We start from the raw sequence: 25,324 nt of genomic DNA, 5'->3' as shown, positions 1-25,324 counted from the left end.
CGGTAACCTCCCAAACTGGCCTGCTACGCCACCGAATCGCGGTTGAAGCGCTACCAAAAAGTTAAATTTTCATGAGATACACCAGCAACTAACAAGCCCCCACCGGTAACAAAAAAGGAGGATTCTCCCAAAAGAGAATCCCCCGCACACCCTTTAATTTACACGCTATCAAAAGACGTGTACTGCGTAAAGCCTACCAAAAATGCCGATGTTTCAGCATCAAAGCGATCCAGACCATCACACCCAGGGTGATCGCCACCGTAATCAACCAGGAGATGCCCCCGTAGTTGGCCAACGGCAGTTTCACGTTCATGCCGTAAAATCCGGTTACAATGGTTGGAATCGTCAGAACCAATGACCAAATCGTTAAGAACTTCATCGTGTCGTTCAGGTTATTATTCAAGACGTTGTTAAACGTACTCGAAATTCGATCGACAACATCGGCCTCAATCGCCGTCATTTCGGAGGTTTGCCGTGCTTCGATGACGGCATCGTCCAAGCGTTCTTGATTGGTATCCGACAATTGACGACCAAACGGCGTATTACTCAGATTGACCGCCATCATGGCGTTGTTCCGCGTCGCACTGACGAAATAAGCGAGGCTTTGCTGCAGGTTAGAGAGCGCAATTAAATCCTTATTGTCCGGGGATTTATTGAGCTGTTTATCCAGTCGATTCTGTTCCGCATTAATCTTTCGAATGGGCCCAATGAATTGGTCAAAAAGAATAAACATCCCGACCAGTAACAATTCGTTGGTATCGTAAATCTGATTAAGTTTTAGCCGCTCACTCAGCAACGTGTTGACCCAGTGGGTGGTCTTCGTGGTAATGGAGAAAACCGCATTTCCCTTCAACAGAAACGTGACCGGTCGGGTAATGTAGCGCTGTGACACCTGATCCACAACGACGGGCACATGGAGGACGAACAATTGGGAATTTAAAAGGTCATCCCGGTCATAGTGGGACCGTTCATTTTCATCGGTAATATACGTTAAGATTTCGTCGGTAAGACCATACTTAACTTGCAAATCATCGCGATCACTCTCGCTCTCAACCATGGCCATGACCCACTTCAAGTCCTGATCCCTGGCGCCAATCTTTCTTTCTATTATCATGGTCTCTACTCCCTCGCTAAAAACGATGCCCTTAGTTTACCACGTCCCCCTACCATTGCGCTGTAAAAATCACGGAACGTTGTGTTTTTCGGTGTAAAATGAGGCTCACCGTTGACAAGAGTGTACCCACAGGCGGTTGGCGCACGTTTCGGCTATGTTGATGACAGGACGACAGCGGGATGACGGCTTAATACGCGCGAAAAGACAGCATTTGGGCTTTTCCCGCTCCCTGCCCACCGCGACCCAGACCAAATTTGACGAACGGTAAGGCGGTCAGTACGCGACTATCATATTATAATGATTGCTATCGTTGTCACATCAGAGATTATGGCTGTTTTCTATCCTGCTTAGGTCGCTTAACTAGTTGGTTCTTTCAGCCAAGCTGGCGGCGTAGGCCGTTTCTTGCTTGATCACCCGTGCGCGTTCTTTTTGGTTGTACCACGGGGAAATTGTAAAGGCGAGGACGTCGTTGATGAGGTAGACCGAACTGTTGATAAACATGGCCAGCGTAGCAGAGCCCTGCCGGAACGAAATGAACCACAACACCATTTGTGCCAATCCAGACGCCATCCACCAAACATATTGGTTGTTAAACCGCAAGAAGCAGATAATGCCGGCCGTCAAACTAATGGCAAAGCTAATCGCATCGACCCACGGCCGCGGATCATCCGTAAAGGTTCCAATTCCCCAACCGGAGACGAGATACACGGCTACTGTGGCCCCCAGCGCAATGGCCCAACTCTTTCCGGTAAACTTGCGAATCTTAGAAGCCATATTGACGTTCCAGCTGGCACTCAGTAGGACCGGAATATCCAGCGTAACCACGTAGGCGATTTGTTCAAAGATGCTCAGGTAGTTTTTCGCCGCGAACCCCGTGGCAATAAAACAGATGGCTGACAATACCCCCAGCCAGCCATTGACCGACTTGGCGGCGTTAATCGCCAGCACACACAGGACGCCCAGTGTGGTTCCGATGAACGTCAACACGGTGAGTAACGTGATGTTCTGCCCAACTAAGGTCATCACTTGGCAGCCGAGACTAAAAAAGAACAGGTCATAGTTCTGTTGCGGCCATCCCTTGAGTTGGTGTGATAAAAATTGAACATAATGCTTCATGCTAATCTACTCCCTCATGTTTTGTTAACCACATATAGTATTCTTCTCACCGGTGAGGTGGCTAGTTAGCACAATATATTGTGGTGCTCGTTTTAAGCAACAGATTCGATTATAGCACGCCAATTTATGACTGAACGGTTCATTTTCAAATTTGTTTCATGCTTGTTTCAGCTATCGAAACCGGTTACACGCCCGCCAAGACTTTTGTGAAACAAAAACTGTAACAGTTCCAAGTTGCACACTTGTTGCCATTTGGGGGAATTTGATCAAATAAAAAAGACCAGTCGTGAACGACTGATCCGATTAAACATTATTTAAAGCGGTTTACGACTCTGAGGTATCGGGTGTTAGCTGTGCCGTCGCGGTCGCTAGCATCTGGGTCAGTTCCCCCACGGTTAACTGACTCCCCTCATCGGTGATGGTCGCGTCACTCATGATCTTCGCTGACTTAATCAGCAGATCATGGCAGGCCCGTTCTAAGTCCTCGCCACTGGTGGTTAACGACAGTGGTCGGACGCGCCGATCGGAAGTTTGGTAGCTCTGGAGGACGTAGCCTCGACGAATCAACTGCGAAATCCCGCGAGAAACGGCTGCCCGTGAAATCCCGCGACTATCCGCAACCGTCGCTGACGTTAGCTTACCGGGATTCTCTAAAATATGGTGCAGAATCGCATATTGATCCACCGAAATCCCCATGGCTCGCTGGAACCGCGTTGCTGATTTCTCTAATTCTCGCTTCAATTCCATGTAAGATTCGAAAAAACTTTCCGCATGTACGACCTTACTCTTTGCCATAGTATTCATCATATCCTTATCTTTACTGACTAACCACTAACATAATTAACATGATTAGCAATATGCAAAATGGTTGACCCCATAGAAATATCTATACATTTAATAATAAAGAACAATCTGGCGAAATGCAATAGAATTTCACTAATTTGTCAAAAAGTTTATGGTTTAAACTACTCCCACGCCGATTTCCGTTCGGAAACTCACATACCCATCTAATATGCATCTCAGTGTATAAAAAAAGCGGATCGCGTTTTCTTCCGGATCCGCCCCGCTTTCAACTTTATTCTAATTTCCGCAAATGGTACAACCGTGCTTCCCAAGGCTGAATCTGGGTATCATCTGAAGCGGCATCTACCCGCATATTCGTGACGATGAGTTCGCTGGGATTCAGATCAAACTCTTGCGTTGTCGCGGTTTCATTACTCATGTTCACAACGATTAGCCAATTATCACCGTTATACGTCCGCCGATAAACATACAACTGGTCGTCCCTCGTGTCAATCAATTCGTAACGTCCCTTTTGTAACGTCGGCACCGTTTTTTTCAATTGAATCAACTGTCGGTAAAACGTAAAGACTGAATACGGATCGTGACTCTCCCGTTCCACGTTCACGCGTTCCGTTAGCTGGGCCGGTCGAATCCACGGTTGGTGGTCTGAAAAACCGCCAAAAGTCCCATCATTCCAAGGAAATGGCGTCCGCGCATTGTCCCGACTCTTAGCAGCTAATTGCGCCAAGATGTCCCGCTCGGGCACGCCTTTCGCTCGCTGATGCCGGTAATACAACCGGCTGTCTAGGTCACGGTAGTCCGCGATACTGTCGAAGTGGGCATTGGGCAATCCGAGTTCCTGACCCTGATAAATGAAAGGGGTACCCTTCATCAACAGGTACCAGAGCCCCAGTGCCTTGGCCGAACGCCGGCGGTAATCAACGGGGTTCCCGTAGTATGAAACAGCTCGTGGCAAATCATGATTTTCAATGAACAAGGCATTCCAACCCTTTTCAGCCATCGCCAATTGCCATTTGGTCAAATTCTCACGTAAAGCCGTCACTGGTAGCTTGGGTTCGGCATCCTCCCAGTAATGCACGTGGTCAAATTCCAATAGGAGATCGAAATACCCGGTCTCCGGATCCAACCAGCGCTGTGCCGTTGCCATGTCAATGCCACCAGCTTCACCAATGGCCAACAAATGATTGCGTTGCAAGACCGGCTTTAGCGCGGCCAAGTATGGCGTCACCGCCGCAAAGTCTTGGTAGTAGCCCGTTCGTGGCGCCGCAACGTCCGCAAAATCCGCCCGTTTCTTCAGGTGTGTGACGCCGTCTAGCCGAAAACCATCGACGCCGCGATCGGCCCACCACTGAATAATGGCGACCATTTCCCGTTGCACCGCCGGATTCTCCCAATTTAGATCCGGTTGTTTCCGTGCAAAGGTGTGCAGATAGGCCGCCTGACTCGCAGCGTGATAGGTCCAAGCAGAGCCACCGAAGACGGACTCCCAGTTGTTCGGTGCCACATCCGGCGTCGTCGGTTGCCAAATATAATAATCATGGTAAGGACTCGTGGGGTCAGCCAGCGCCTGTTGAAACCACGGATGGGCGCTCGACGTATGATTCAACGCCAAGTCGATGACCACCTTAAGGTCAGCCGCGTGAAGCGCCGTAACCAGCCGATCGAAATCCGCTAAGGAGCCAAACTGAGGGTCAACGCCGCGATACTGAGTAACATCGTAGCCGTTGTCCACCCCACCCGCGGGGTAAAACGATGAGATCCAGACAAAATCGACCCGCAAGGTCTTGAGATAGTCTATTTTCTGCTGAATACCAGCCAGATCGCCTATCCCATCGTGATTCGTATCTAAAAAACTCTGCGGATAAATCTGATATCCGACTGCGTGTTGCCACCACTGTGCGCCGCCCATGTCTTTCTTCCTTCCATAACCCATACTTGTGCAACCGATTGCGACTTAACTATTCCAGCCCTGCATTCGCTTTCATTGTAACAATTATTATCCGGTTTGTTGGCCCCATTTGCAAGTTTTATGCCTAACTTAAAAAAGCCCCTTAACCATCATTGCTCTTGGCTAAGAGACTTCACCTCATGATTTTGCTTAATCAATCTTACGCTTAGGATTTAACAGGTTCATGGGATCAAACAGCGTCTTGATCTGATGCTGGAGCTGATCGACCGTCTCACCCAATTCGGGATTGTTCCACTGATTTTTCAGCATCCCCACGGCGTGTTCCCCGGAGATGGTGCCGCCGAGTTCCAATGTCTTCCAGAAGGTCTGGCGGAGCGCCTCGATAATGACCTCGGGGACCTCGTCAATGTCCTTATCCCACACGAAGGTCGGATGAACGTTGCCGTCGCCGGCGTGTCCAGCCGTGTAAATGGTAATACCCAGCTTCTGGCCCAGATCCTGAAGGTAATCCATCATCGGCGCCAGCTTGGATAGTGGCATCGCCATATCTTCCATCAGGTGATTCCGACCGGCGAACACGGCGGGCAACATGTCACGGCGAAGCTGTTCCAAGTTTGCCTGTTCCGTTTCGTCCGTGGTGACCGTGACGTTCTGGCCGTGGTACTTGGCTAATAGGTCACGCACGACCTGGACGTTCTCGGGACTGCCCCCCTCTAGCCGAAAGATCAGCATGGCACCGCTGTTCTCGGCGTAGTGGGTCTTCTCGTATTTATCCAGTGCAACCACGGTATTGCCGTCCAAAGCCTCCAACATGGTCGGGTAGACCCCGGACATCCGGATCGCCGTGACCCCCTGCGCTAACGCCGTCATGTCTTTGAAGAAGGCCACGCCCATCACGGATTGACCCAACGGAATCGGCATTAACTTAACGGTCACTTCGTAGATAATGCCCAACGTGCCTTCGGACCCCACGAACAACTGGGTGAGGTCGTAACCAAAGGCTTGTTTCAGCGTCCGACCACCGAGCTTGACCGTGCGACCGTCCGCCAAAACCGCCTTGAGGCCCAACACGTTATCCTTCGTGGCGCCGTAACGGACGGTGCTCATCCCACCGGCGTTGGTCGAAACGTTACCGCCAATCGATGAAAATGGCTTGGAACCGGGATCCGGTGCGTAGAACAACCCTTGTTTCCGCGCTTCCTGGTCCAAATCGCCGTTTACCACGCCCGGCTGGACCACCGCCACGGAATCTTCCTTGCTGATTTCTAAAATCTGGTTCATCTTCCGGGTGGACAAAATAACGGCGCCGGTAATGCCGTCGGACCCAATCACCGTACTGCTAAAGGTTGTCTGCGGAATCACCGCGATATGGAATTTTCGCGCCGTTCGTAGGACTCCCTGGATATCGGCAACGCTGGCCACCGAAACAAACGCCCGGGCCAGCCCCGTTTCACCGCCCGTGGCATTCGGGTTAAACGATTGCTTCCGGAGCGTTGCCTCGTCGGTTGCGACCGTTCCATCCGCCACTTGGGCTTTTAGATAAGTCAAGATATCACTGTCAGAATAAGCACTGAACACTGTCATCACAAAGACCTCTTTTATTTTTGAATTCAATTCAGTGATTAGTGTAACAGGAAATGTCGCTGAGAACTGGAATAGCGGCTTAATTTTAGTTGCAATTACAACTAAATAGTTCTATACTGCTAAATATCAAGAAATGAGGTGATCATTTGGCAGAAATCTTACGGCCGATTGGCGCCGTGGCTCGGGCCCTCGATGGCATCAGTAACATTGAATTTAAACGGCTTGAACTCAACCGCGGCCAATATCTGTATCTGGTCCGGGTGGCAGAGACTCCCGGAATCATCCTGGAACGTCTCGCTACTATTTTGAAGGTCGACAAGACCACCGCCGCGCGGGCCATCCAAAAACTCGAAAAAAATGGCATTCTGGAACGCCGACCGAGTCCCACTGACAAGAAACAAAAACAAATTTTTCTCACGGCCAAGGGTGAAGCCCTCTATCCTACCATTAAACGGGAAAACGCCTACTCCAACGATGTCGCCCTGCAGGGATTTACGCCCGCTGAACGCGATCAACTCGCTAGTTATTTAAAACGTGTAGAGAGTAACATCAACACCGACTGGATCAACGTTAAATGTGGCCATCAGCGCCACTACTGAAAGGACTTAATCAATGACAACTACAATCACACCGGTCAAGCCGACCGAATACCAACCACTTCACGATATCAGTGTAGAAACCTTCACGGCCACGTTCGGTGCCGTCAACACCCCGGAAAACCTAGCCGCCTACCTGGCACACGACCTGAGTCGCGAACAGCTGCGCCGCGAACTTGCTGACCCCGACGCGCAATTCTTCTTCATTAAACAAGCTGGCCAACTTGCTGGATTTGGCAAGCTGCTTTACCACGCCGCTGACTTGGAAATCCAGCGTGTTTACATTCGCCAAGCCTTTCAACACCAGGGACTCGGCCGCAAATTTCTAGAATTTGCCGAACAGGAAGCACGCCAGCACCAACTGCCCAAAATCATTCTCGGTGTCTGGGAACACAACGACAACGCCCGTGCCTTCTACCGTTTCATGGGTTATCACCGCTATGGCGAACACACCTTTGACTTGGGATCGGATCACCAGACGGATTTTCTTCTAGAAAAAGAGCTTTAACGCAAAAACGCTTGGAAAAATTCCCAAGCGTTTTTAACGTCTATGCCAACTGCACAAACTGCTTATTTTCCAACCGGTACTGGTGATCGCACTGCGCCGCCACGTCCGGCTCATGCGTCACGATGATCACGCATTTCTTTTGCTCGTGGGCAATCCGTTGGAACTGTGCGATGACCGCCTGCGTGTTGTCTTCATCTAGATTTCCCGTGGGTTCATCCGCCACGACTAATCGGGCATCACAACAGATTGTCCGGGCGATGGCGACCCGCTGTTGCTGGCCCCCGGAAAGGTGCTGGACGTTACGCAAGATGAGGTCGTCACTGATTCCCAAGTCGTTAAGAATCCGCTGGGCGTAACCCTTATCGCCGGCATGTTGCGCACCCGTGATGGCCATCGCCGTCAACAGGTTATTCAGCGGGGACATATAGGTGAAGAGATTGTAGGCTTGAAAGACAATCGCCACGTCATGCCGCCGAAAGTTGGTCAGGCCAATCTTACTGAGGGGCCGATCGTTTAGTAAGATTTCGCCCTCTCGCGGCTTGTCCAGCCCCGCAATTAGGGATAGAAACGTTGTCTTCCCGGTCCCACTATGGCCAAGAATGGCGTAGGACTGGCCTTCCTCGAATTCGAGATTTACTTTTTGGAAGAGGGGGTGGTCCTTATCCTGGTACCAATACCCCAGATCTTCGGTTCGTAACATACGCGTTCCTCCTTAAGAAATCAGCACTTTCTTCGGCTCCAGTCGTAGAATCCCCCCGGAGGCAATCATGATCGACAGGAACGTGATGGCTAAGCCAAAGCCACCCAATTCTGCCAAATCAACGGCACTGACACTGACGTCTAGTTCCGTCTTCTTAGCTGCGGCAGCCTGTGTCGTCGCACTACCGGGGCCACCAGCCCCACCGCGCATGCCGCTATTACCGCTACCGCCGGGTTGGCCACCGCCACTGGGTTGGCCGGTAGAACTGCTGGTTGTCTGCGTGGTTGTGGTACTTTGCGCGACCAACTGGGATCCCAACTGGTTGCCGACAAATTTACCGCCAACTCCGGCAATTGCTAAGGCAATCACGATCACCATCAGCATTTCCGTAAAGAATTGCGCCACAATCTTCCATCGCGCCTCACCCAGAGACAACAGGACGCCAATCTCAAAGCGACGTTCCCGAACCATCAGGATGACAATCAGGGCCAGAATAATTGTGCCGGCAATCGCGACCAACCAGACAATCTTATTGGCAAAGCTGGCGACATTATCCATCGAAGACTTCACGGATTGATAGGTGGCATCGTCCGTGCTCAGCGCATATTTACTGCTAATCAGTTGGTTACCGGCCTTCTTCGTCGCACTGACCTTAGCGGGATTGTTGACGTTAAACGTCACCGAATCCGCGGTATCGGCGTACTTGCTTCCCTTGATCGTGTTGGCCAGGGTGTAAGACGCGTAAATCGTGTTGGACGGGTCCGTGCTCATTGGCCCAGCACTCGCCGAACTGGTCGAGCTAGCCTTGTAGATCCCAACCACCTTAACTTTTATCGTGCTCTTGGACCCAGTTGTTTCCTTAACTGTCATGGTGTCGCCAACCGTCAAGTTGTTTTGACTGGCCAATTCCTTTTCAATCACAACATTGTTCGTGCCTTTGTCGGACGCCTTGATGCCACGACCCTTGGTAATCTTACTCTGGCTATCACTAAACGCCGTGGTCAGTGACGTGGCCGTGACCCCGTCAATCTGGGTATCCCCGGACGAACTACTACCAGACTTCATGCCACCGGGGCCGCCACTATTACCGCCCATCCCCGTACTGGTCGAGACCGTATCGTAGGACTTCGCGTTGGCCGTGGTACTACTGGTCACGTTGTAACTCTTGATGTTACTGAGCTTGGCAATCTTCTGCGCATCGCTCAACTTGACCGGTGTCAGCGTCAACTTGGGCCGGCTGGACTTTGAGGTGCTACTGGAACTACTGCTCTGCATCTTCTTAAATGCGGCCTGCCGGTTCGCCGACAACGTGATCGTCGCCCCCGCATTAGTTTTGGCCGTCTGAGTCGCCTTAACCGCCGCACTTCTAATCAATAGACCGGCTAGGACAAACATGAGAATGGCGGACGAGACCAGGATCAGTAAGACTGATCGGCCCTTCTTCGCCCACACGTTTAACCAGGCCCGTTTGAAAAAATTCATTCGAGTCGCCTCCATTCATAACATGCTCTCGATTATGCCAAACCGGACTTATCGAAATCCTAAAGTCGCCGGTGACCTCACGCCAACTAAAAACACAAAAACGGCGCTATCCCGCAGGACAGCGCCGTTTTGCTAGATTCAGCTGTTAATCATGACGTTAATAAACCGTTAAGACTCACCCAATCTATCCTCGGGCGGGAAGACGTCGGGATAGAGCGCCGAATACTCCTGGTACCACTGAAAGGCGGTGGTGACCAACACCTTGAGCACCGCAAACCCCGGCACCCCGAAGATTACGCCGACTAGCCCAAACATCTTGCCCGCAGCCAGCAACACGAAGACGATGGTAATCGGGTGCATCGCCAGGCTGTTACCCATGATCAGTGGCGAGAGGACCTGGGTTTCCAAGACCCATTCAATCAGGTAAACGATCACGACCCCTAACAACATCGACGGACTCGTGATGGCCCCGATAATCAGCGCCGGGATCAACGCAATCGCCGACCCAAAGTAGGGAATCAAATTCAGCGGCCCCGCCAGTAATCCAATCAGTAGCGCATACCGCAACCCAATGATCGAATAACCGGTGGTAAAGATGATCAGGACGCACAACGCCACCGTTAACTGCCCCCGAACGTAAGAACTAACCTTCACGTTCATCTGGTCCAGCATCACAATGAACCGTTCGCGATAGGCCGTGGGAACGACTTGGCTGACATAGTGGGGAAAACGCGTGCCATCCTTTAACATGAAGAATAAGACCAGCGGCGCCGTAATAATGGTAATGATCCAGTCGCTGACCGTCGTGACCACATTCCCCAGTGACGTCAAGGTCCCCGTCAGGAGGTTCAACCCGCGCTTGGAGAAGTAGGTGGTCACGCGCTGATTCACGTCGTCCAGGTTACTGCTGGAGATCCAGTGGTGTTCCTGATTCAGATGATTCAGCTTGGTCAGCATATCATTGGCAAATTGTGGTAACGTGCTGATTGCGCCCGTCGCCTGTTTGGCGAGAAACGGAATCAAATTCAAGAAGATGAGCACAATCGCCCCAACCGCAACCAGCATGGCCACCGTAATCGCCAAGCCCTGCCGCAGATGTAACCGTCGCTCCATCAGGTGGACGAAGGGATCCAACACGTAAAATAGAATGCCCGCCACCACAATCGCTGGCATGGTAATACTGGCGAATTTCCAAAGGGGATCTAACAATCCCGCATTCTGAACAATTTCGTTAACGACTAACAGTAAGAGAAAAATATTTAATAGCAGAATCGTAATATGATTATTTAAGAAACGTTGGTAGAACCAGGAAAAACCCGACTCCGGTTGACGCAAATTTTTCAATCCGACCCCTCCTCGTTTCAGCTTCTCTCCTAGTGTACGGCGGAAAGGCGCCGTTGACTAGTCCGGAAGCTCGAAGTTTCGGCTTAATCGCGATAAAAAGATGTTCCTCGGTGTTAGTCTGGGGAACATCCTTTGGTAACCTTATCCAAAATTTCTCGAAATCGACCAGCTAGTGTAAACTGGTCGCCTTGCCGTTCGCCAAATGCTGGACTGGAACGCTGGGGAAGGACCAAGCCACAGTGCGGTCTTGGGCCTCGCTTGAAAACGCCAAGAATCGGCGTTTTCAAGTCGCCTATTTGGCGTCTTGGGCCAGTTTGACCGTGGTGTCGGCCGTCTTGCCGTTGACCGTGTAGAGCTGTTTGCCCTGTTGCCACGTGACCTCGTTGGCCTCCTCATTTTGCGTACCGCTATAAACCGTGATGGCCCCGGTCGAACTCTTCGGCAGGCTAGCCGATTTCACTTGCTTATTGATTTGCTTGGCAAACTGGGTCGGGGTGCCCGTCGCGTCGGCGTTGCTGGCGACGGCGGTGACGGACCAATCGCCCTTGTTCCAGTGCACGTAGGTGTGCCCCATAACGCCCTGGACGACGGCCGTTGTTGATTTATTCAATTTTACGGTTGTTCCCCGCGTATTGCTCCCCACGTAGTCCACCTGCTTGGCTGCACTGTCGTTAGAACCATACGTCTTTTTCTGGAGCGTTGCAGCCTGATCAGTCGTCTGTTTATCGGCGTACTTGACCGTATAATTTTGCTTCGTCCCACTCGTACTATCGGCGGTTAGTTGGCTACTATCGGCCTTGACCGAACTAGGCGCCACCGTTTGACTCACTGCGCTCACGTTATTAGCGGCGTGCATTTGCAGAACCGTCCCAGATCCCAGCGTGATAACGGCTAACGCGGCGGTCACGGCGGTCATGATTTTTGTTTTTCGTTGCATCTTTATTCAGCTCCTCGTTTTTACTGCGTCACGTAACTCTTCAAGGCCGTGACATATTTGCCATTGCTCAAGACGAAGTACCGTGACCCTGTTGACCGCTTCTTAACGGCCGTCACTGTAAGCTTCGTGCCTTTCTTAACGGCGGTTGACCGACTGGACTTCGCAAACGAAGACTTCTTGTACTCGTAAATTTTCTTCTTGGTGGTTATGCTCTTCGCCGAATTCAGTGATTCGTAGTACGCCGGCGTCACAAACTGGGTGTTGGCCGACATGTAGCCTAGCTTCGTCTTAATCCGATATGACTTGCCACTCGGGGCCTTAACCAATTTTCCAGCGACCGTATCACCGGAAACGTAGTAGCTCCCCGTTTTCTTGGTCAGACCTGAATCTGAATATAAATTCAGCTTGTGCTTCAACGTGTAGGACCCGTGTTGACCGACATAGTAACCCGTGCCATCTTGTGACAGCACCCATTTACCCAGCGCGCTAATGTACAGTGCCTGCTTGGACCGTGACTGCGTCAGGCTTTTCACCTTCGAAATCTTGTAGAATCTCTGGCGATCGGCTGTGGCAATCTTGGTTCCGTCGGCATATTTGGAGGCATTATTATGTAAATAAATATGCTGTCCCGTCTTGTAACTGCTGTACGCGTAGTTAACGCTTGCCAGCGCTGTTGACACGCTATCCGTCCACCAACTGATTGGATGAACCGAGGTCACCGCCTTACTGTTATCCGTATATTCATTCAATGCAGCTAAATAATTATTATCGGTGTATTGCCACAACGCATACGAAATGGTAGGGGCGTACGAATAGTTGGCGATCCACTGTGCGTCAAAACTCGTTCTGGCCGTGTTGGCATAGGTCGTGGCAAAGGATTGGTAAGAGTAGAAAACAAGGTTCTTGCCCGTCAACGACCGCATTTCATCATACCAGGCCTTGACGGCGGCATTGGTGGTGCCGGACGTGACGTCGTTTTCTTCAAAATCCAGCGCGTAGAAGGACGCGTTCTTATTGGAACGATTATAAAAGTCCTTGGCTTCCTGCTTAGCGCTCGCCGCACTCGTGAAGCGCGCATAGTCGTATTCACCAAAGGGAATCCCATATTTCACGTACAACGCGGTGTTATTGGTTGCATATAAATCTTGATACGACGACCCGTACTGCCGCCGATTAATTACAAAGGACACTTGACTCTTTAAATTCGAGACCTGACTGGCCGTCAGCTTTCCCTGCCATTCGGAAATATCCGGAATGGCTAGTGTACTCGCATTAGCCACCGTTTGACCGCCCCAGGCAATCCCAATCAGGGCACTGGCGGCAACGACCGCCTGGGTTAATCGTTTAACCCAACGATGCTTATTCGACATAACTTGGCACTTCCCTATTCAAAATTGGTGTGCCTACTCCTAACAAAAGCGTCTTGCTTCCCCGAACGCTTCCCCATGATTCCGCGTATGTTCTCACCTCATTTCAACGCTTCCTTAACAGTACCCGAGTTAAATGTGCAGACCGTAACGAAAGGATTGCAGTTCAGTTACCGGACGTTACAATTATATTTATTACAACAACGCCGGTAAATCAACGATAGTCAGCACTTATCTCGCGGCTGACGATTCGTAAGGTCAATTGAATTTAGGCCGTTCAAACTTCACAAGCTGACTGTACGGCGTACGCTTGGCCATTTCAACGCCAACCGGCCGGTCGTTCGGATTTTATTAATTTAATAATTTTCGCCTATAAGGTCAGGGTTGCCTATATTCTTTGATACTTAGAAACATTCAGCGGGTTATAGGTAAGCCTATCTCAGCTAATCGCAACCACCGTTGACTAATTATACGAATATTTATAATTCGTTCCCGTTGAACATTCGTCATTAATCGCGTATGATGGAGCTAATTCATTTAATCCTAGGAGGTCTCGCCCATGCGCCGTGCATTACTTAGTGTTTCCGATAAAACCGGCATCGTTGAATTCGCACGTACCTTAATCACCCATCATTTTGAAATCGTCTCAACCGGCGGTACGCAAGCCGCCCTGAAAGCCGCAAGCGTCGCTGTTACGCCCATCGAAGACGTGACACACTTCCCCGAAGTGCTGGATGGTCGCGTCAAGACGCTCAATCCACGCGTCTTTGGCGGCATCCTAGCCCAACGTGAAAATCCACGGCACGTCAACACGTTGGCCGAACACGCGATTACCCCCATTGACTTGGTCTGTGTCAATCTGTATCCCTTTGCGCAAACCATCAGTGATCCCAACGTGACCCTCGCCGATGCCGTCGAACAGATCGATATCGGCGGACCGTCACTCATTCGAGCGGCTGCCAAAAATTACCGCGACGTCTTGGTTATTTGTGATCCCGCCGACTACGATCAAGTCAGTCATGCGTTGGACACGGCCAGTGATGACCAACGTTTCCGGAAACACCTGGCCGCTAAAGTCTTTCACCACACGGCCCACTACGACGCCGTCATTGCCAATTACCTGACGGACGAGGCCAAGCCCGAGACGCTTACCCTCACCTACAAACGCCAACAGGCGCTACGCTACGGCGAAAATCCCCAGCAAACGGCCACCTTCTACGCCGACTATCATCCCGCACCCTTCTCCATCGCTGCCGCCAAGCAACTTCACGGTAAGCCACTGTCCTTCAACAACATCAAGGATGCCGATGCCGCGTTAGGGCTGATTCGTGAATTTTCCGAACCAACGGTCGTGGCGCTCAAGCACATGAATCCCTGTGGCATTGGCTCGGCAGACACGCTGGAAGCCGCTTGGGATAAGTGTTACGCCGCCGATTCCATGTCGATCTTCGGGGGTATCATTGTCCTAAACCGTCCCGTTGATCTCGCCACCGCCACGAAGATGCACCAACTCTTCTTGGAGATCATCATTGCGCCCGCCTTTGCGGATGACGCCTATGACGTGCTCGCGAAAAAGAAGAATCTGCGGTTGATGACCGTTGACTTTACCACGGCACAGGCTCCCGAAGCTGATGAGCTCATTTCCGTTCGGGGCGGACTCCTCCGTCAGGAACGTGACAATGTCCGCGATGATCCCGCTAACTTCCAGACAGTCAGCACCGCCCAACCAACGACTGCCCAATTGGACGCGATCACCTTTGGCCTCAAAGCCATTAAGTTCGTGAAGAGTAATGCGATCGTCGTGAACACGCCGGATCAGACGCTTGGGATTGGTCCCGGCCAAATGAATCGCATCGATGCGGTTAAGATTGCGGTCACTAAGGCCAGCGACAAGCCTAACTTCGACCAAGCCGTGCTGGTCTCCGATGCGTTCTTCCCCATGGATGATTGTGTGGCCTACGCGGCGGAACACGGGATTAAAGTGATTGCCGAACCCGGTGGGAGTATTCGCGATAAGGACTCGATTGCCATGGCCAACAAGTTGGGCGTCGCGTTGGTCTTCACGGGCAATCGCCACTTCCGTCACTAATGACGGACCCACTGACCACAACCGTGCTAGCCGAATGGTCGTTAGTTTCCTTACGCTAGCTTAACTAAAAATGCCGAATTGGTTTGGGTTTTAAAGCATGACCTAGACCAATTTTTTTGACCCTATCTCAGTTAAATTGGTCAATTGCTTAAGCTCTTCGATAAGTTGCTTAAAAGTAGCTTAAGTCGGGGGGCTCGACACCGTGCTTTATCCCCCCGCGGTTTATAATCTAAGACGAAGCATTGCTTATTCTTTGGGGGGAATTGAAAATGACGAAGAAAGAAACCACACCGCGTTTAACGCTGGTCGTGCCTTGCTACAACGAGGAACCGATGTTACCGACCAGTGCACGCGTCCTGCACGATATTATGACGCGCCTAATCACCGCACAACAGATTACGGCGGACAGTAAGATTTTATTTGTGGATGACGGAAGCCAAGATCGGACCTGGGGACTGATCACACAGCTACGCCACGAAGATGCCCTATTCACCGGCTTAAAGTTCAGCCGAAACTACGGTCAAGAAGCCGCCTTGATGGCCGGCATGCAGGTGGCCCACCGTTACGCCGATCTGATTATTACGATTGACGCCGATCTACAAGATGATCCTCAGTTGATCTTTAAGATGGTTGCGCAAGCGCACGCGGGCTTCGATATCGTTTACGGTGTCCGCAACGACCGTTCGACCGACACGTGGTTCAAACGGTCAACCGCCGAGGGCTTTTACTGGTTCATGAAGAAAATGGGCGTGGAATTGGTGCCTAACCATTCCGACTTTCGCCTAATGAGTCGCCGAGCAGTCGCGGCTCTGATGCAGTTCAAAGAATCCCATCCCTTCATTCGAGGGATCATTCCGCAGCTGGGGTTCCCCAGCACGCGGCTGTATTACAAACGCGCTCCCCGTCAGGCCGGGACCTCTAAATATCCGCTACGGAAGATGATTCGTTTCGCCCTTGATGGCCTCTTTTCCTTTTCCGTTGCGCCAATTCGGGCCGTACTCTACGCCGGTATCATCATCTGCGGCGGGGCACTGGCGATGTTACTGTGGATTCTCATTCAACACTTCCGCGGCATGGTCGTGACGGGGTGGAGCTCCATCATGCTCTCGTTATGGTTCTTGGGCGGTTTCCAGCTTGTCGCCATCAGCATTATTGGCGAATACGTCGGCCGCTCCTTCACGGAAGCCAAGCACCGTCCCCGTTTCATCATTCAGACCGACACCTTCACGCCGGCCTTTACGGATACGAAATCGACGGTCACTGAATTTCACCTTGATCATCAATCCATTAAGTAAGGAGGCGCCCGCATGTCGATTCGAAAGCGTCTGGCCATTGGTCTTTGTGGCCTCATCAGTTTAACGTTTCTCGCCACTGGTCTATTGGCCGGCCTGAATCCAATTACCTTTCGGGTCGATCACGATTGGCTATCACCCGTGGTCATTATCCTGGGGGCCGGCGTGTACTTGGGGGGCATTGGCCTTTCCTTTCGCTGGTTTCACCGTCTGTCCACTCTCCAGCACCGGTTACTGACCGGGGGACTCTGGGCGGGGCTCCTGCTGATTCAGCTCTACGTGGCCTACCACTGGGTAAGTGCCCCGCGCGCCGACCTTTACTTTGTTCACCAACAGGCCCTCAGCCTGCTCCAAGGGAGTCACCATTGGGCCGCCTACTTCTACACTTATCCCAATAACGTGACCCTGACCCTACTATTGAGTGGCCTGCTCAAGGCTGGCCAATTCCTCATGGGCAACAATACCGGTACCTGGCTTAACCTGGTCCAATTTGCGTGGCTCGACGTTGGCCTGATTACCGCTTGGTGGGCGATTCGACGGCGTAATCCCGCCCGTGGTCATCTGTTTTTAACCATCATCATTGGCACGGTGCCACTCTATGCCTATGCGCTCAACACGTACAGCGACACCTACGTGTTGCCCGCTGGCTTGATCACCGTCGTTTTGGTGCGGGGCCTCCTGCACGCGACCACCTGGCAACAACGGCTACCGCGAGCCCTCGTACTGGGGATACTCCTGACATTGACCTACCTTTTAAAGGCCAACTTTATCGTCCTCATCATCGCCGTCCTTCTGATCCTGTGGCTCCTGCCAAATGCCGCCACGCATCCCCTGATCACACGTAGCGGCCTTACCCTCCTGCTCCTGGCGCTCCTATTGGGCGGCACGCTACTGACCCATGCCGGGGAACGGGCGGCCGGTTACCAAACGCAACCCAACCGCACGCTTCCCGCCATCAGCTGGATTGCCATGAGCTGGAATCCCGACTATTACGGGGAGTACAACCGGGCCGATGCCAGCCAAATCATTAAACTGCCCACGGCCACAGCCAAGCAGCGACAGGCGAAAGCCAACTTTCAAGGTTATCTCCAACGACTGGGACCCGTGGGTGTCGTCAAACACCTTTATCGCAAGGCCCGTCTATTTCTTGCCACGGGGACCTTTGATAGTTTTCAAATCTCGCCAGCCTTTGACCGCACGCCCACTTGGTATCGCCAACACCGCAGCACCACCGACTGGCTACTGGCCAATTGGTGCCAGATCAACTATCTCGCGTTGCTGATTGTGAATTGTGGCTGGGGCCTCCAACAGATTCGCCGCCGTAAATTAAGTGCCGCATACCTACTCGGTGGCGTCTTCATCATCGGTTTGATCTGTTTTCACGTCATCTTCTGGGAAACCGAGGAGCGTTACGCGCTCCCCTTGCTTCCCCTGTTAATCGCTGGCACCGCCGCGGGATACCGGCAACCGCTCAATCTCCTTCAATGGTCGTACCGGTCGCGGTGGCTTCCCCTGGGGTTCGCCGTGGCGTTCACGCTCGCCTTGAGTCTCGGTGCGTGGCAAAATTACGGCCTCACGACCCAGCCCCGCGCGCACCCAATCAGCGTGATTAGTCAAAATGAGGGCCGCTACTATCAGAATCATCGTCTCAAATTGACCAATCACCAGGCCATTACGCAACCGTTTACCGCGCCATTACCCTTTGATCACCTTCTCATCAACAACGGTGAAGCCTTTACGGGGCGTTTGACGCTCACAGACGGTCAGGGAAAGCGTATTTGGGAAACCCGTGGGGCGGACTTGTCCCTGGATCAACGGCTGCCGTTACTTGCCGCCGGTCACTACCGTCTGACCATCACGGCCACCGGCCAACAACCGCAAAAGTTAGTCACGGCCCCAGCCAATTACGCCTTGTTGCCACAACCACTCACGACGCATCCGCACCAGTATCTCCGCTTTGTCGTTGACCAGCACAGCTATGGCCCAACCCTGACCCCGAATAAGTTCTGGTTACTCATCGGCGCCATCTGGTTGGGTGGACTCGTTTTGATCGATCGCTTCTACTGGTACCGTCGGCGAATTTAAAGTTTTTCACCAAATAACTTGCCTTCGAGTCGCTCTAAGGTACTAGAATGGAATCATAGGGAAATTTAGCCCGAATTCATTGACCTAAGCGCAACAAAGGAGTTAAAAACTTGAAAGAAATTAACCAACAAACCTTAACCGGAGAACGGGCCTTATTTCAAGGCCACGACCTCCACATTACAAACAGTACCTTCGTTGACGGGGAATCTCCCCTCAAGCACAGCCAAAACGTCGCCATCGACCACACCATTTTCAAGTGGAAATACCCGTTGTGGTACACCAATCACGCCACATTGACGCACACCACATGGCAACCGGACGCCCACGCCGGCATCTGGTACACTCATGATTTAACGATGACGCATAGCATGGTCCGCGCCACCAAGACCTTTCGTCACGCACAAGGTATTCACTTGGATGATGTAACCTTTGCCAATGCGGGCGAAACCCTGTGGTGGTGCAAGGACATCACCCTCGATAACGTGACCGCCACGGGTGACTACTTCGGAATGAACAGCGAGAACGTGGTGGCGCACAACCTGAAGATTAACGGCAATTACGCTTTCGATGGCAGTAAGAACGTCGAGGTCCACAACTCCACGTTTATTACCCACGACGCCTTCTGGAACTGCGACAACGTGACGATCTACGACTCCACCATTATTGGCGAATACCTGTCCTGGAATACCAAGAACATTACCTTCGTCAACTGTTGGTTGGAAAGCGATCAGGGGCTCTGTTACGTCGACCATTTGACGATGAAGAACTGTTCACTCATCAACACCGACTTATCCTTCGAGTACTGTTCCGATATCGACGCCACGATCAACACGGCGATTGATAGCGTGAAGAACCCCATTAATGGTAGAATTACAGCACCGGCGATCGGCAAGGTCATCTTTGACGATCCGGCGATCGATGCCCGGCAGACGATCATCACGACGACTCAGGAGGCTTCTGCATAATGCGCTATAACTTTTCAGAAATGATTAATCGGCGACACACCAATTCCGTAAAATGGGACGTTGCCGCAAACGAGCTGCCCATGTGGGTGGCAGATATGGACTTTCGAACCGCACCCGGGATTGTGGATGCGATCAAACGTAAGGCCGACACGGGCATCTTCGGTTACGAAGAAGTTCCCCAGGCCTACTTTGAAGCCGTCCAACACTGGTACGCTACGGAACATGACTGGGCGCCCAATACCGATTGGATGCGCTTTGTGACCGGCGTGGTGCCTGCCATTTCCTCGGCCGTTCGGCGGGTCAGCCACATTGGTGACAACGTCTTAGTCCAGGCACCGGTCTACAATATCTTCTATAATTCAATCGTCAACAACGGTCGCCACGTCCTTTCTAGCGATTTACAGTATCACGATGGCGAATACACCATCGACTGGGACGATCTCGCGGCCAAGATGGCCGACCCGCTGACCACCATGATGATTCTCTGTAACCCTCACAATCCCGTGGGCAAGATTTGGACGCCGGAAGAGTTAACCCACATCGGCGAACTGGCGGCTCACAACCACGTGGTCGTCTTTGCCGACGAGATTCACGGCGATATCACCGAAACGGGTTACGGCTACACCCCCTTCGCTTCAGCCAGTGATATCTGCGCCAACAACAGTATCACGGCGGTTTCTCCTAGCAAGACCTTTAACGTGGCGGCGCTTCATGCGGCTACGCTGATTATCCCGAACGAAAACCTCCGTAATAGTGTTGATCGCGGCATCAATACCGACGAATTGGCCGAACCCAACGCCTTTGCCATCGAGGGCAGTATCGCGGCCTACACGACCGGGGCGGAATGGGTTCACGAGATGAACGCCCAAGTGACCGCTAACAAGCAGGCACTGACCACGCTTATCGCAAAGAAGCTACCCCAGCTACACGTCATCTCCGGTCACGCTACCTACCTGGTGTGGATCGACTGCACGACGGTGACCACCGACACGACGGCGCTGTGTGCCTTCATTCGAAAGAACACCGGCCTCTTTATCTCGGCTGGGGCCGTCTACGGCGGTGACGGTCATGACTTTGTCCGGATCAATGTGGCCTGCCCAGCGGAACGTCTACAGGATGGTCTGGACCGGCTCGTGACTGGCGTCAAGGATTTTCAAGCCGCTAAATCGTGATCATCAGCGTGTAGGCTCAGAAATAGTAAGCCGTTTTAAACAGAACCGATGGCCTGTTGGCCCACGTTTCAACCAATTGATGAAGTTACCAAAAGCCTGAGCGAACCCGCTCAGGCTTTTTCGGCGTTCCCCTTAACTTGTGGTGTTTCGGCTAGCCGGCCACGTTTTGCAAGCCACATAACTTTTTTGTCGCTCATGAGCACCGCCGCCAAACTTTTACGAGTGGCTTGCTATACTAGTGGTAATGATGTCCCACTAAATCATAAGGAGGAACCTACCATGACGATGATGAATCCCGCAGCCGCTCAGGACGTTTACCGCGATGCCGGTGACAACATCCAATTCACCACTTACTTGATTGATCGTACCGATATTGACGCGGATCGCCGCGCACTGGCCGAGTTTACGGACCGTCTGGCCGCTATCGAGCGGAGTATGGCCATTCGTTACCCGGATGCCAATCTCAAGGTGGCCTTCGGCTTCGGCGCAACGGCCTGGCGCCTGCTATTTCCAACCGCGAGTCAACCCAAAGAACTCGTTGATTTCACACCCATCAAGGGACCGCGCTACACCGCTCCCGCGACGCCCGGCGACCTGTTCATGCACGTTCGCGCTAAAGAACAGGCCGTGGTCTACGAGGTTATGGCCCAGGCCCGCGAGTTTCTTCGTAACTGGACGACGGTCGTTGACGAGACGCAGGGATTTCGCTACTTTGAAGGCCGCGCCATCATTGGCTTTGTCGATGGTACCGAGAACCCGGCCAGCAACGACGCCACCCAATACGCCCTGATCGGCGACGAAGATCCCGAATTTGTGAACGGTTCCTACGCCTTCGCGCAAAAATACACGCATAACATGGACGCCTGGAATGCCCTGAAAACCGAAGGCCAAGAGCAGGCGATCGGCCGGCATAAGTTTACCGACCAGGAGTTAGCGGATGACGAAAAATTACCCAATGCGCACAACATCGCTTCCCAAGACAACGCGAACGGCATCGAACACAAGATTGTCCGCATGAATGTGCCCTACGGCAATCCTAGCGCGGGCATCGTCGGAACTTACTTCATTGGCTACGCCCGCCACTTCACGGTGACCCAACGCATGCTGGAAAACATGTTTACCAAAAGTGATCGCCTGCTGGACTTCAGCACCCCGATTACGGGCAACGTCTTTTTCATTCCGTCACGGCTGATGCTGGAACGCATCACGGCGGGCGAATTGTTTCCCGTAGAGTAAGCTCGAAGACGCGTATGCAAACGGCCTGGGACAACCATCCCAGGCTATTTGCGTCTCCAAGCAACTATAGCTAACCCGCCTCTATATAGCGTACGGTGGGTGCGTTTTGGCCGACTGACAAATCTATTAGAAATATTAAAAAAATGACGATGAGGGACGGTGTTAAACGATTGCGAGCGCATACAAATAAGTCGCCTCCGTTGACCTTTCGCCGTTATGAGGGTATCTTAGTGGGGTTGCAACTAAGAATTTAATGTCGATTGGTTTGCGTTACTTTGGGTAATCTCACCAATCAATCTAGACCCTAAGGAGTTGACTCACTTTGGACGAAGCCGAAAGAGAACGGGGACCGTGGCGTCGTAATCTCCATGTTCTCTGGTTCTGTACGTTCGTTGCCGGCATGGCATTCAGTGAAATCATGCCGTTTTTATCGTTATATATTAGTAGTTTAGGGAATTACACCAAGTCACAGGTCACCATGTATAGTGGACTCGTCTACGCCGCGGACTTCTTCGTCAGCGCGATTGCTTCCCCACTCTGGGGCATGGTCGCCGATCGCAAGGGCCGTAAGCTCATGTTACTCCGTTCCTCACTGGGGATGGCCGTGGCAATGGGCCTGATGGGCTTTGCGACCAGCGTCTGGCAATTGGTCGCGTTGCGGGCCCTACAAGGGGTGTTCGCAGGCTTTATTTCAAACGCCCAGGCCCTAGTTGCCTCGCAGACGCCGCGTAAACATTCCGGTGCCTCGCTCAGTACCCTTATGACCGGTGTCACCAGCGGGATGTTGCTGGGACCCGTCATCGGCGGGGTGCTCGCGCAGGTCTTCACGATCCGCTTTACCTTCTTCATCACGGCGGGCCTGTTGCTACTGACCTTCTTCTTGAGTTGGATCTTCGTCGAAGAACAGTTTAAGCCGGTCGTTCATCAGCCCGGTGTTAAACGTAGCCACAATCCGTTGGCCGCATTTCCAAATCCCAAATTAATTCTGGTCCTCTTGTGCTCCACGTTGATTGTTCAATTCGGTAATATCTCAATTTCTCCCATCATCAGTCTGTACGTGAAGGAATTGATGCACAACGTAGGCCCCATCACCGTGGTTGCCGGCATTATCGCCGCGCTTCCCGGGGTCTCCAACATTATTGCGGCGCCACGCTTAGGCCGTTACGGTGACCACCACGGTTCCGGAAAGGTCCTCCTCTTTGGTTACATCTTCGCCACCGTCATGTATCTGCCCCAAGGCTTTGTCACCAGCGTGTGGATGCTCGGGATTTTACGGTTCATGATCGGTATTTCCGATGGCGCCCTCTTCCCCGAAATTCAGACGCTCCTGACCAAGAATTCCCCGGTTGAACTGACCTCAACCGTCTTCAGTTGGAACCAATCCTTCCAGTCGATTGGCAACATGTTGGGATCGTTACTCGGTGGTTGGATCGCCGGAATCTTTAACTACAACGCCGTCTTCATCTCCACGGCACTGCTCATGCTGATCAACCTGGCGCTGGTCTGGTGGCTGATTCCAGAAATTCGGAAGCCACAGATTCAGGTTGCCAACGACTAACCTCATCGATTGCCCGCAGCCCAACTGGGTCTTCCGGTTGACTCGTGCGAGCGCAAAAAAATTGCTGATTATCATTGACGTTTCGCGGTTTGCGCGGTATGTTTATGACAATATCAGCAATTTTTTTATGGCTAAGGAGTTGACCCATCGTGGATGAAGCCGAGGAGGATAACACACTCTGGCGGCGGAACCTCCACATTCTGTGGTTCTGTTCGTTTATCGTGGGCATGGCGTTTAGCGAGATCATGCCCTTCCTATCGTTATATGTGAGTGGTTTGGGGAACTATACCAAGGCGCAAGTGACCATGTACAGTGGCTTAGTCTATGCCGCTGATTTTTTTGTTGGCGCCATCGCCGCGCCGTTGTGGGGCATGGTCGCCGATCGCAAGGGCCGCAAGCTCATGCTCCTGCGTACCTCGTTGGGGATCGCCGTGGCGATGGGCCTCATGGGGCTCGCCACCAACGTCTGGCAGCTGGTCGCCCTGCGCTCCTTACAAGGGGTCTTCGCCGGCTACATTCCCAACGCGCAGGCCCTGATTGCGGCCCAGACACCGCGGAAATATTCTGGGGCGGCGCTGGGTACCCTCACGACCGGCGGAACCAGCGGCAATCTGCTCGGTCCGATCATCGGTGGGGTCTTGGCCCAGATCTTTTCCATCCGTATGACCTTCTTCGTGACCGCCAGCCTGCTTCTGATTACGTTTGTGCTCAGCTGGGTGCTGGTCAAGGAGAACTTCAAACCGGTTCCCCGGCAATCAAAAGCGGTCAAACGGCCTAACCGGCTGGCAGCCGTTCCCAATTTAAAATTAATCATTATTCTATTGTGCTCAACCATGTTCGTGCAATTCGGCAATACATCGATCTCACCGATCATCAGCCTGTACGTCAAAGAGCTCATGCACAACGTGGGCCCGATTACCGTGGTCGCCGGAATTCTGGCCGCGCTTCCTGGAATTTCCAATATTATTGCGGCGCCACGACTGGGCCGCTACGGTGATCATCATGGCTCGGGACGCGTGCTTCTCTTCGGCTACATCTTCGCCACCATCATGTACTTCCCACAAGGTTTCGTCACCAGTGTTTGGATGTTGGGGATTCTACGCTTCATGATCGGCATCTCCGACGGGGCGTTATTCCCCGAGATTCAGACGTTGCTGACGAAAAACACGCCGGTTACGCTGACCTCAACCGTCTTCAGCTGGAACCAATCGTTTCAATCGATCGGTAACATGCTGGGGGCCTTGCTGGGGGGGTGGTTGGCTGGGATCTTCAATTACAACGCCGTCTTCTTCTCAACGGCACTCCTCATGCTCATCAACCTCGCGCTGCTCTGGTGGTTTGCCCCCGAGATCCGTCATCAGCCATCGCCAACGGCTGAGTAGTTGGGCAACACGGACTAGGCTGGTCGCCTTACCGTTCGCCAAAGTCTGGGCTGGAACGCTGGAGAAGGACGGGACAAGCCATAG

Annotated in this window: 20 protein-coding genes; 10 read left to right on the top strand and 10 right to left on the bottom strand. The window is 52.3% G+C overall.

Going from position 1 to position 25,324, the window contains the following annotated elements:
• Positions 1 to 193 precede the first annotated feature (193 nt).
• From HEQ50_RS00175 to HEQ50_RS00155, 5 genes are all read right to left on the bottom strand, one after another.
• Positions 194 to 1,114 carry a magnesium transporter CorA family protein gene (locus HEQ50_RS00175; protein ID WP_168898443.1) on the bottom strand — a complete coding sequence of 307 codons (921 nt, stop codon included), beginning with the start codon at positions 1,112 to 1,114 and terminating at the stop codon, positions 194 to 196.
• 360 nt (positions 1,115 to 1,474) lie between these two features.
• Positions 1,475 to 2,230 carry a nicotinamide riboside transporter PnuC gene (pnuC, locus tag HEQ50_RS00170; RefSeq protein ID WP_168898442.1) on the bottom strand — a complete coding sequence of 252 codons (756 nt, stop codon included), beginning with the start codon at positions 2,228 to 2,230 and terminating at the stop codon, positions 1,475 to 1,477.
• 324 nt (positions 2,231 to 2,554) lie between these two features.
• Positions 2,555 to 3,025: a MarR family winged helix-turn-helix transcriptional regulator gene (locus HEQ50_RS00165; protein WP_168898441.1), complete on the bottom strand. Its 471-nt coding sequence runs from the start codon at positions 3,023 to 3,025 to the stop codon at positions 2,555 to 2,557.
• A 280-nt stretch (positions 3,026 to 3,305) separates the two neighbouring features.
• On the bottom strand, positions 3,306 to 4,967 hold the full coding sequence (locus HEQ50_RS00160; RefSeq protein WP_232842632.1) for an alpha-glucosidase: 1,662 nt from the start codon (positions 4,965 to 4,967) through the stop codon (positions 3,306 to 3,308).
• 165 nt (positions 4,968 to 5,132) lie between these two features.
• On the bottom strand, positions 5,133 to 6,527 hold the full coding sequence (locus HEQ50_RS00155; RefSeq protein WP_168898440.1) for an FAD-binding oxidoreductase: 1,395 nt from the start codon (positions 6,525 to 6,527) through the stop codon (positions 5,133 to 5,135).
• Positions 6,528 to 6,673: 146 nt separating this feature from the next.
• On the opposite strand from HEQ50_RS00155, the gene HEQ50_RS00150 reads away from it, so the two are divergent.
• Together HEQ50_RS00150 and HEQ50_RS00145 are read left to right on the top strand one after the other, a co-directional pair.
• Positions 6,674 to 7,126, top strand: a complete 453-nt coding sequence (locus HEQ50_RS00150) for a MarR family winged helix-turn-helix transcriptional regulator (RefSeq protein WP_168898439.1) — start codon at positions 6,674 to 6,676, stop codon at positions 7,124 to 7,126.
• A gap of 13 nt (positions 7,127 to 7,139) precedes the next feature.
• Positions 7,140 to 7,631: a GNAT family N-acetyltransferase gene (locus HEQ50_RS00145; RefSeq protein ID WP_168898438.1), complete on the top strand. Its 492-nt coding sequence runs from the start codon at positions 7,140 to 7,142 to the stop codon at positions 7,629 to 7,631.
• A 40-nt stretch (positions 7,632 to 7,671) separates the two neighbouring features.
• On the opposite strand, the gene HEQ50_RS00140 is transcribed toward HEQ50_RS00145, so the two are convergent.
• From HEQ50_RS00140 to HEQ50_RS00120, 5 genes are all read right to left on the bottom strand, one after another.
• Entirely contained in the window at positions 7,672 to 8,331 is a 660-nt protein-coding gene (locus HEQ50_RS00140; protein ID WP_168898437.1) for an ABC transporter ATP-binding protein, read from the bottom strand.
• Positions 8,332 to 8,343: 12 nt separating this feature from the next.
• Positions 8,344 to 9,813 (bottom strand): ABC transporter permease, encoded by a 1,470-nt coding sequence (locus HEQ50_RS00135; protein ID WP_168898436.1) that lies wholly within the window; start codon positions 9,811 to 9,813, stop codon positions 8,344 to 8,346.
• A gap of 168 nt (positions 9,814 to 9,981) precedes the next feature.
• The gene (locus tag HEQ50_RS00130; RefSeq protein WP_168898435.1) at positions 9,982 to 11,157 is read right to left on the bottom strand and encodes an AI-2E family transporter; all 1,176 of its coding nucleotides are present in this window, start codon (positions 11,155 to 11,157) and stop codon (positions 9,982 to 9,984) included.
• A 292-nt stretch (positions 11,158 to 11,449) separates the two neighbouring features.
• Positions 11,450 to 12,094: a hypothetical protein gene (locus tag HEQ50_RS00125; protein ID WP_168898434.1), complete on the bottom strand. Its 645-nt coding sequence runs from the start codon at positions 12,092 to 12,094 to the stop codon at positions 11,450 to 11,452.
• 20 nt (positions 12,095 to 12,114) lie between these two features.
• On the bottom strand, positions 12,115 to 13,464 hold the full coding sequence (locus HEQ50_RS00120; RefSeq protein ID WP_168898433.1) for a GH25 family lysozyme: 1,350 nt from the start codon (positions 13,462 to 13,464) through the stop codon (positions 12,115 to 12,117).
• Positions 13,465 to 14,020: 556 nt separating this feature from the next.
• Here HEQ50_RS00120 and purH point away from each other — a divergent pair.
• From purH to HEQ50_RS00080, 8 genes are all read left to right on the top strand, one after another.
• Positions 14,021 to 15,550: a bifunctional phosphoribosylaminoimidazolecarboxamide formyltransferase/IMP cyclohydrolase gene (purH, locus tag HEQ50_RS00115; protein ID WP_168898432.1), complete on the top strand. Its 1,530-nt coding sequence runs from the start codon at positions 14,021 to 14,023 to the stop codon at positions 15,548 to 15,550.
• A gap of 269 nt (positions 15,551 to 15,819) precedes the next feature.
• Positions 15,820 to 16,845: a glycosyltransferase family 2 protein gene (locus HEQ50_RS00110; RefSeq protein ID WP_168898431.1), complete on the top strand. Its 1,026-nt coding sequence runs from the start codon at positions 15,820 to 15,822 to the stop codon at positions 16,843 to 16,845.
• 12 nt (positions 16,846 to 16,857) lie between these two features.
• The gene (locus tag HEQ50_RS00105) at positions 16,858 to 18,927 is read left to right on the top strand and encodes a hypothetical protein (protein ID WP_168898430.1); all 2,070 of its coding nucleotides are present in this window, start codon (positions 16,858 to 16,860) and stop codon (positions 18,925 to 18,927) included.
• A gap of 110 nt (positions 18,928 to 19,037) precedes the next feature.
• Positions 19,038 to 19,892 (top strand): DUF3737 family protein, encoded by an 855-nt coding sequence (locus HEQ50_RS00100; RefSeq protein WP_168898429.1) that lies wholly within the window; start codon positions 19,038 to 19,040, stop codon positions 19,890 to 19,892.
• Positions 19,892 to 21,064, top strand: a complete 1,173-nt coding sequence (locus tag HEQ50_RS00095) for a MalY/PatB family protein (RefSeq protein WP_168898428.1) — start codon at positions 19,892 to 19,894, stop codon at positions 21,062 to 21,064. Before HEQ50_RS00100 ends, HEQ50_RS00095 begins: the two co-directional genes overlap by 1 nt.
• 279 nt (positions 21,065 to 21,343) lie before the next feature.
• Complete coding sequence (locus HEQ50_RS00090; RefSeq protein WP_168898427.1) at positions 21,344 to 22,300, top strand: Dyp-type peroxidase; 957 nt, start codon at positions 21,344 to 21,346, stop codon at positions 22,298 to 22,300.
• Between the two features lie 322 nt (positions 22,301 to 22,622).
• Positions 22,623 to 23,858, top strand: a complete 1,236-nt coding sequence (locus tag HEQ50_RS00085; RefSeq protein WP_168898426.1) for an MFS transporter — start codon at positions 22,623 to 22,625, stop codon at positions 23,856 to 23,858.
• A 149-nt stretch (positions 23,859 to 24,007) separates the two neighbouring features.
• Entirely contained in the window at positions 24,008 to 25,240 is a 1,233-nt protein-coding gene (locus tag HEQ50_RS00080) for an MFS transporter (RefSeq protein WP_168898425.1), read from the top strand.
• Positions 25,241 to 25,324: the final 84 nt, after the last annotated feature.

It is taken from the genome of Lactobacillus sp. HBUAS51381 (genome assembly GCF_012641095.1).
Lineage (GTDB): Bacteria > Bacillota > Bacilli > Lactobacillales > Lactobacillaceae > Levilactobacillus.
The sequence above is the reverse complement of the archived record's forward strand: the minus strand, read 5'-3'. Positions and strand labels throughout refer to the sequence as shown.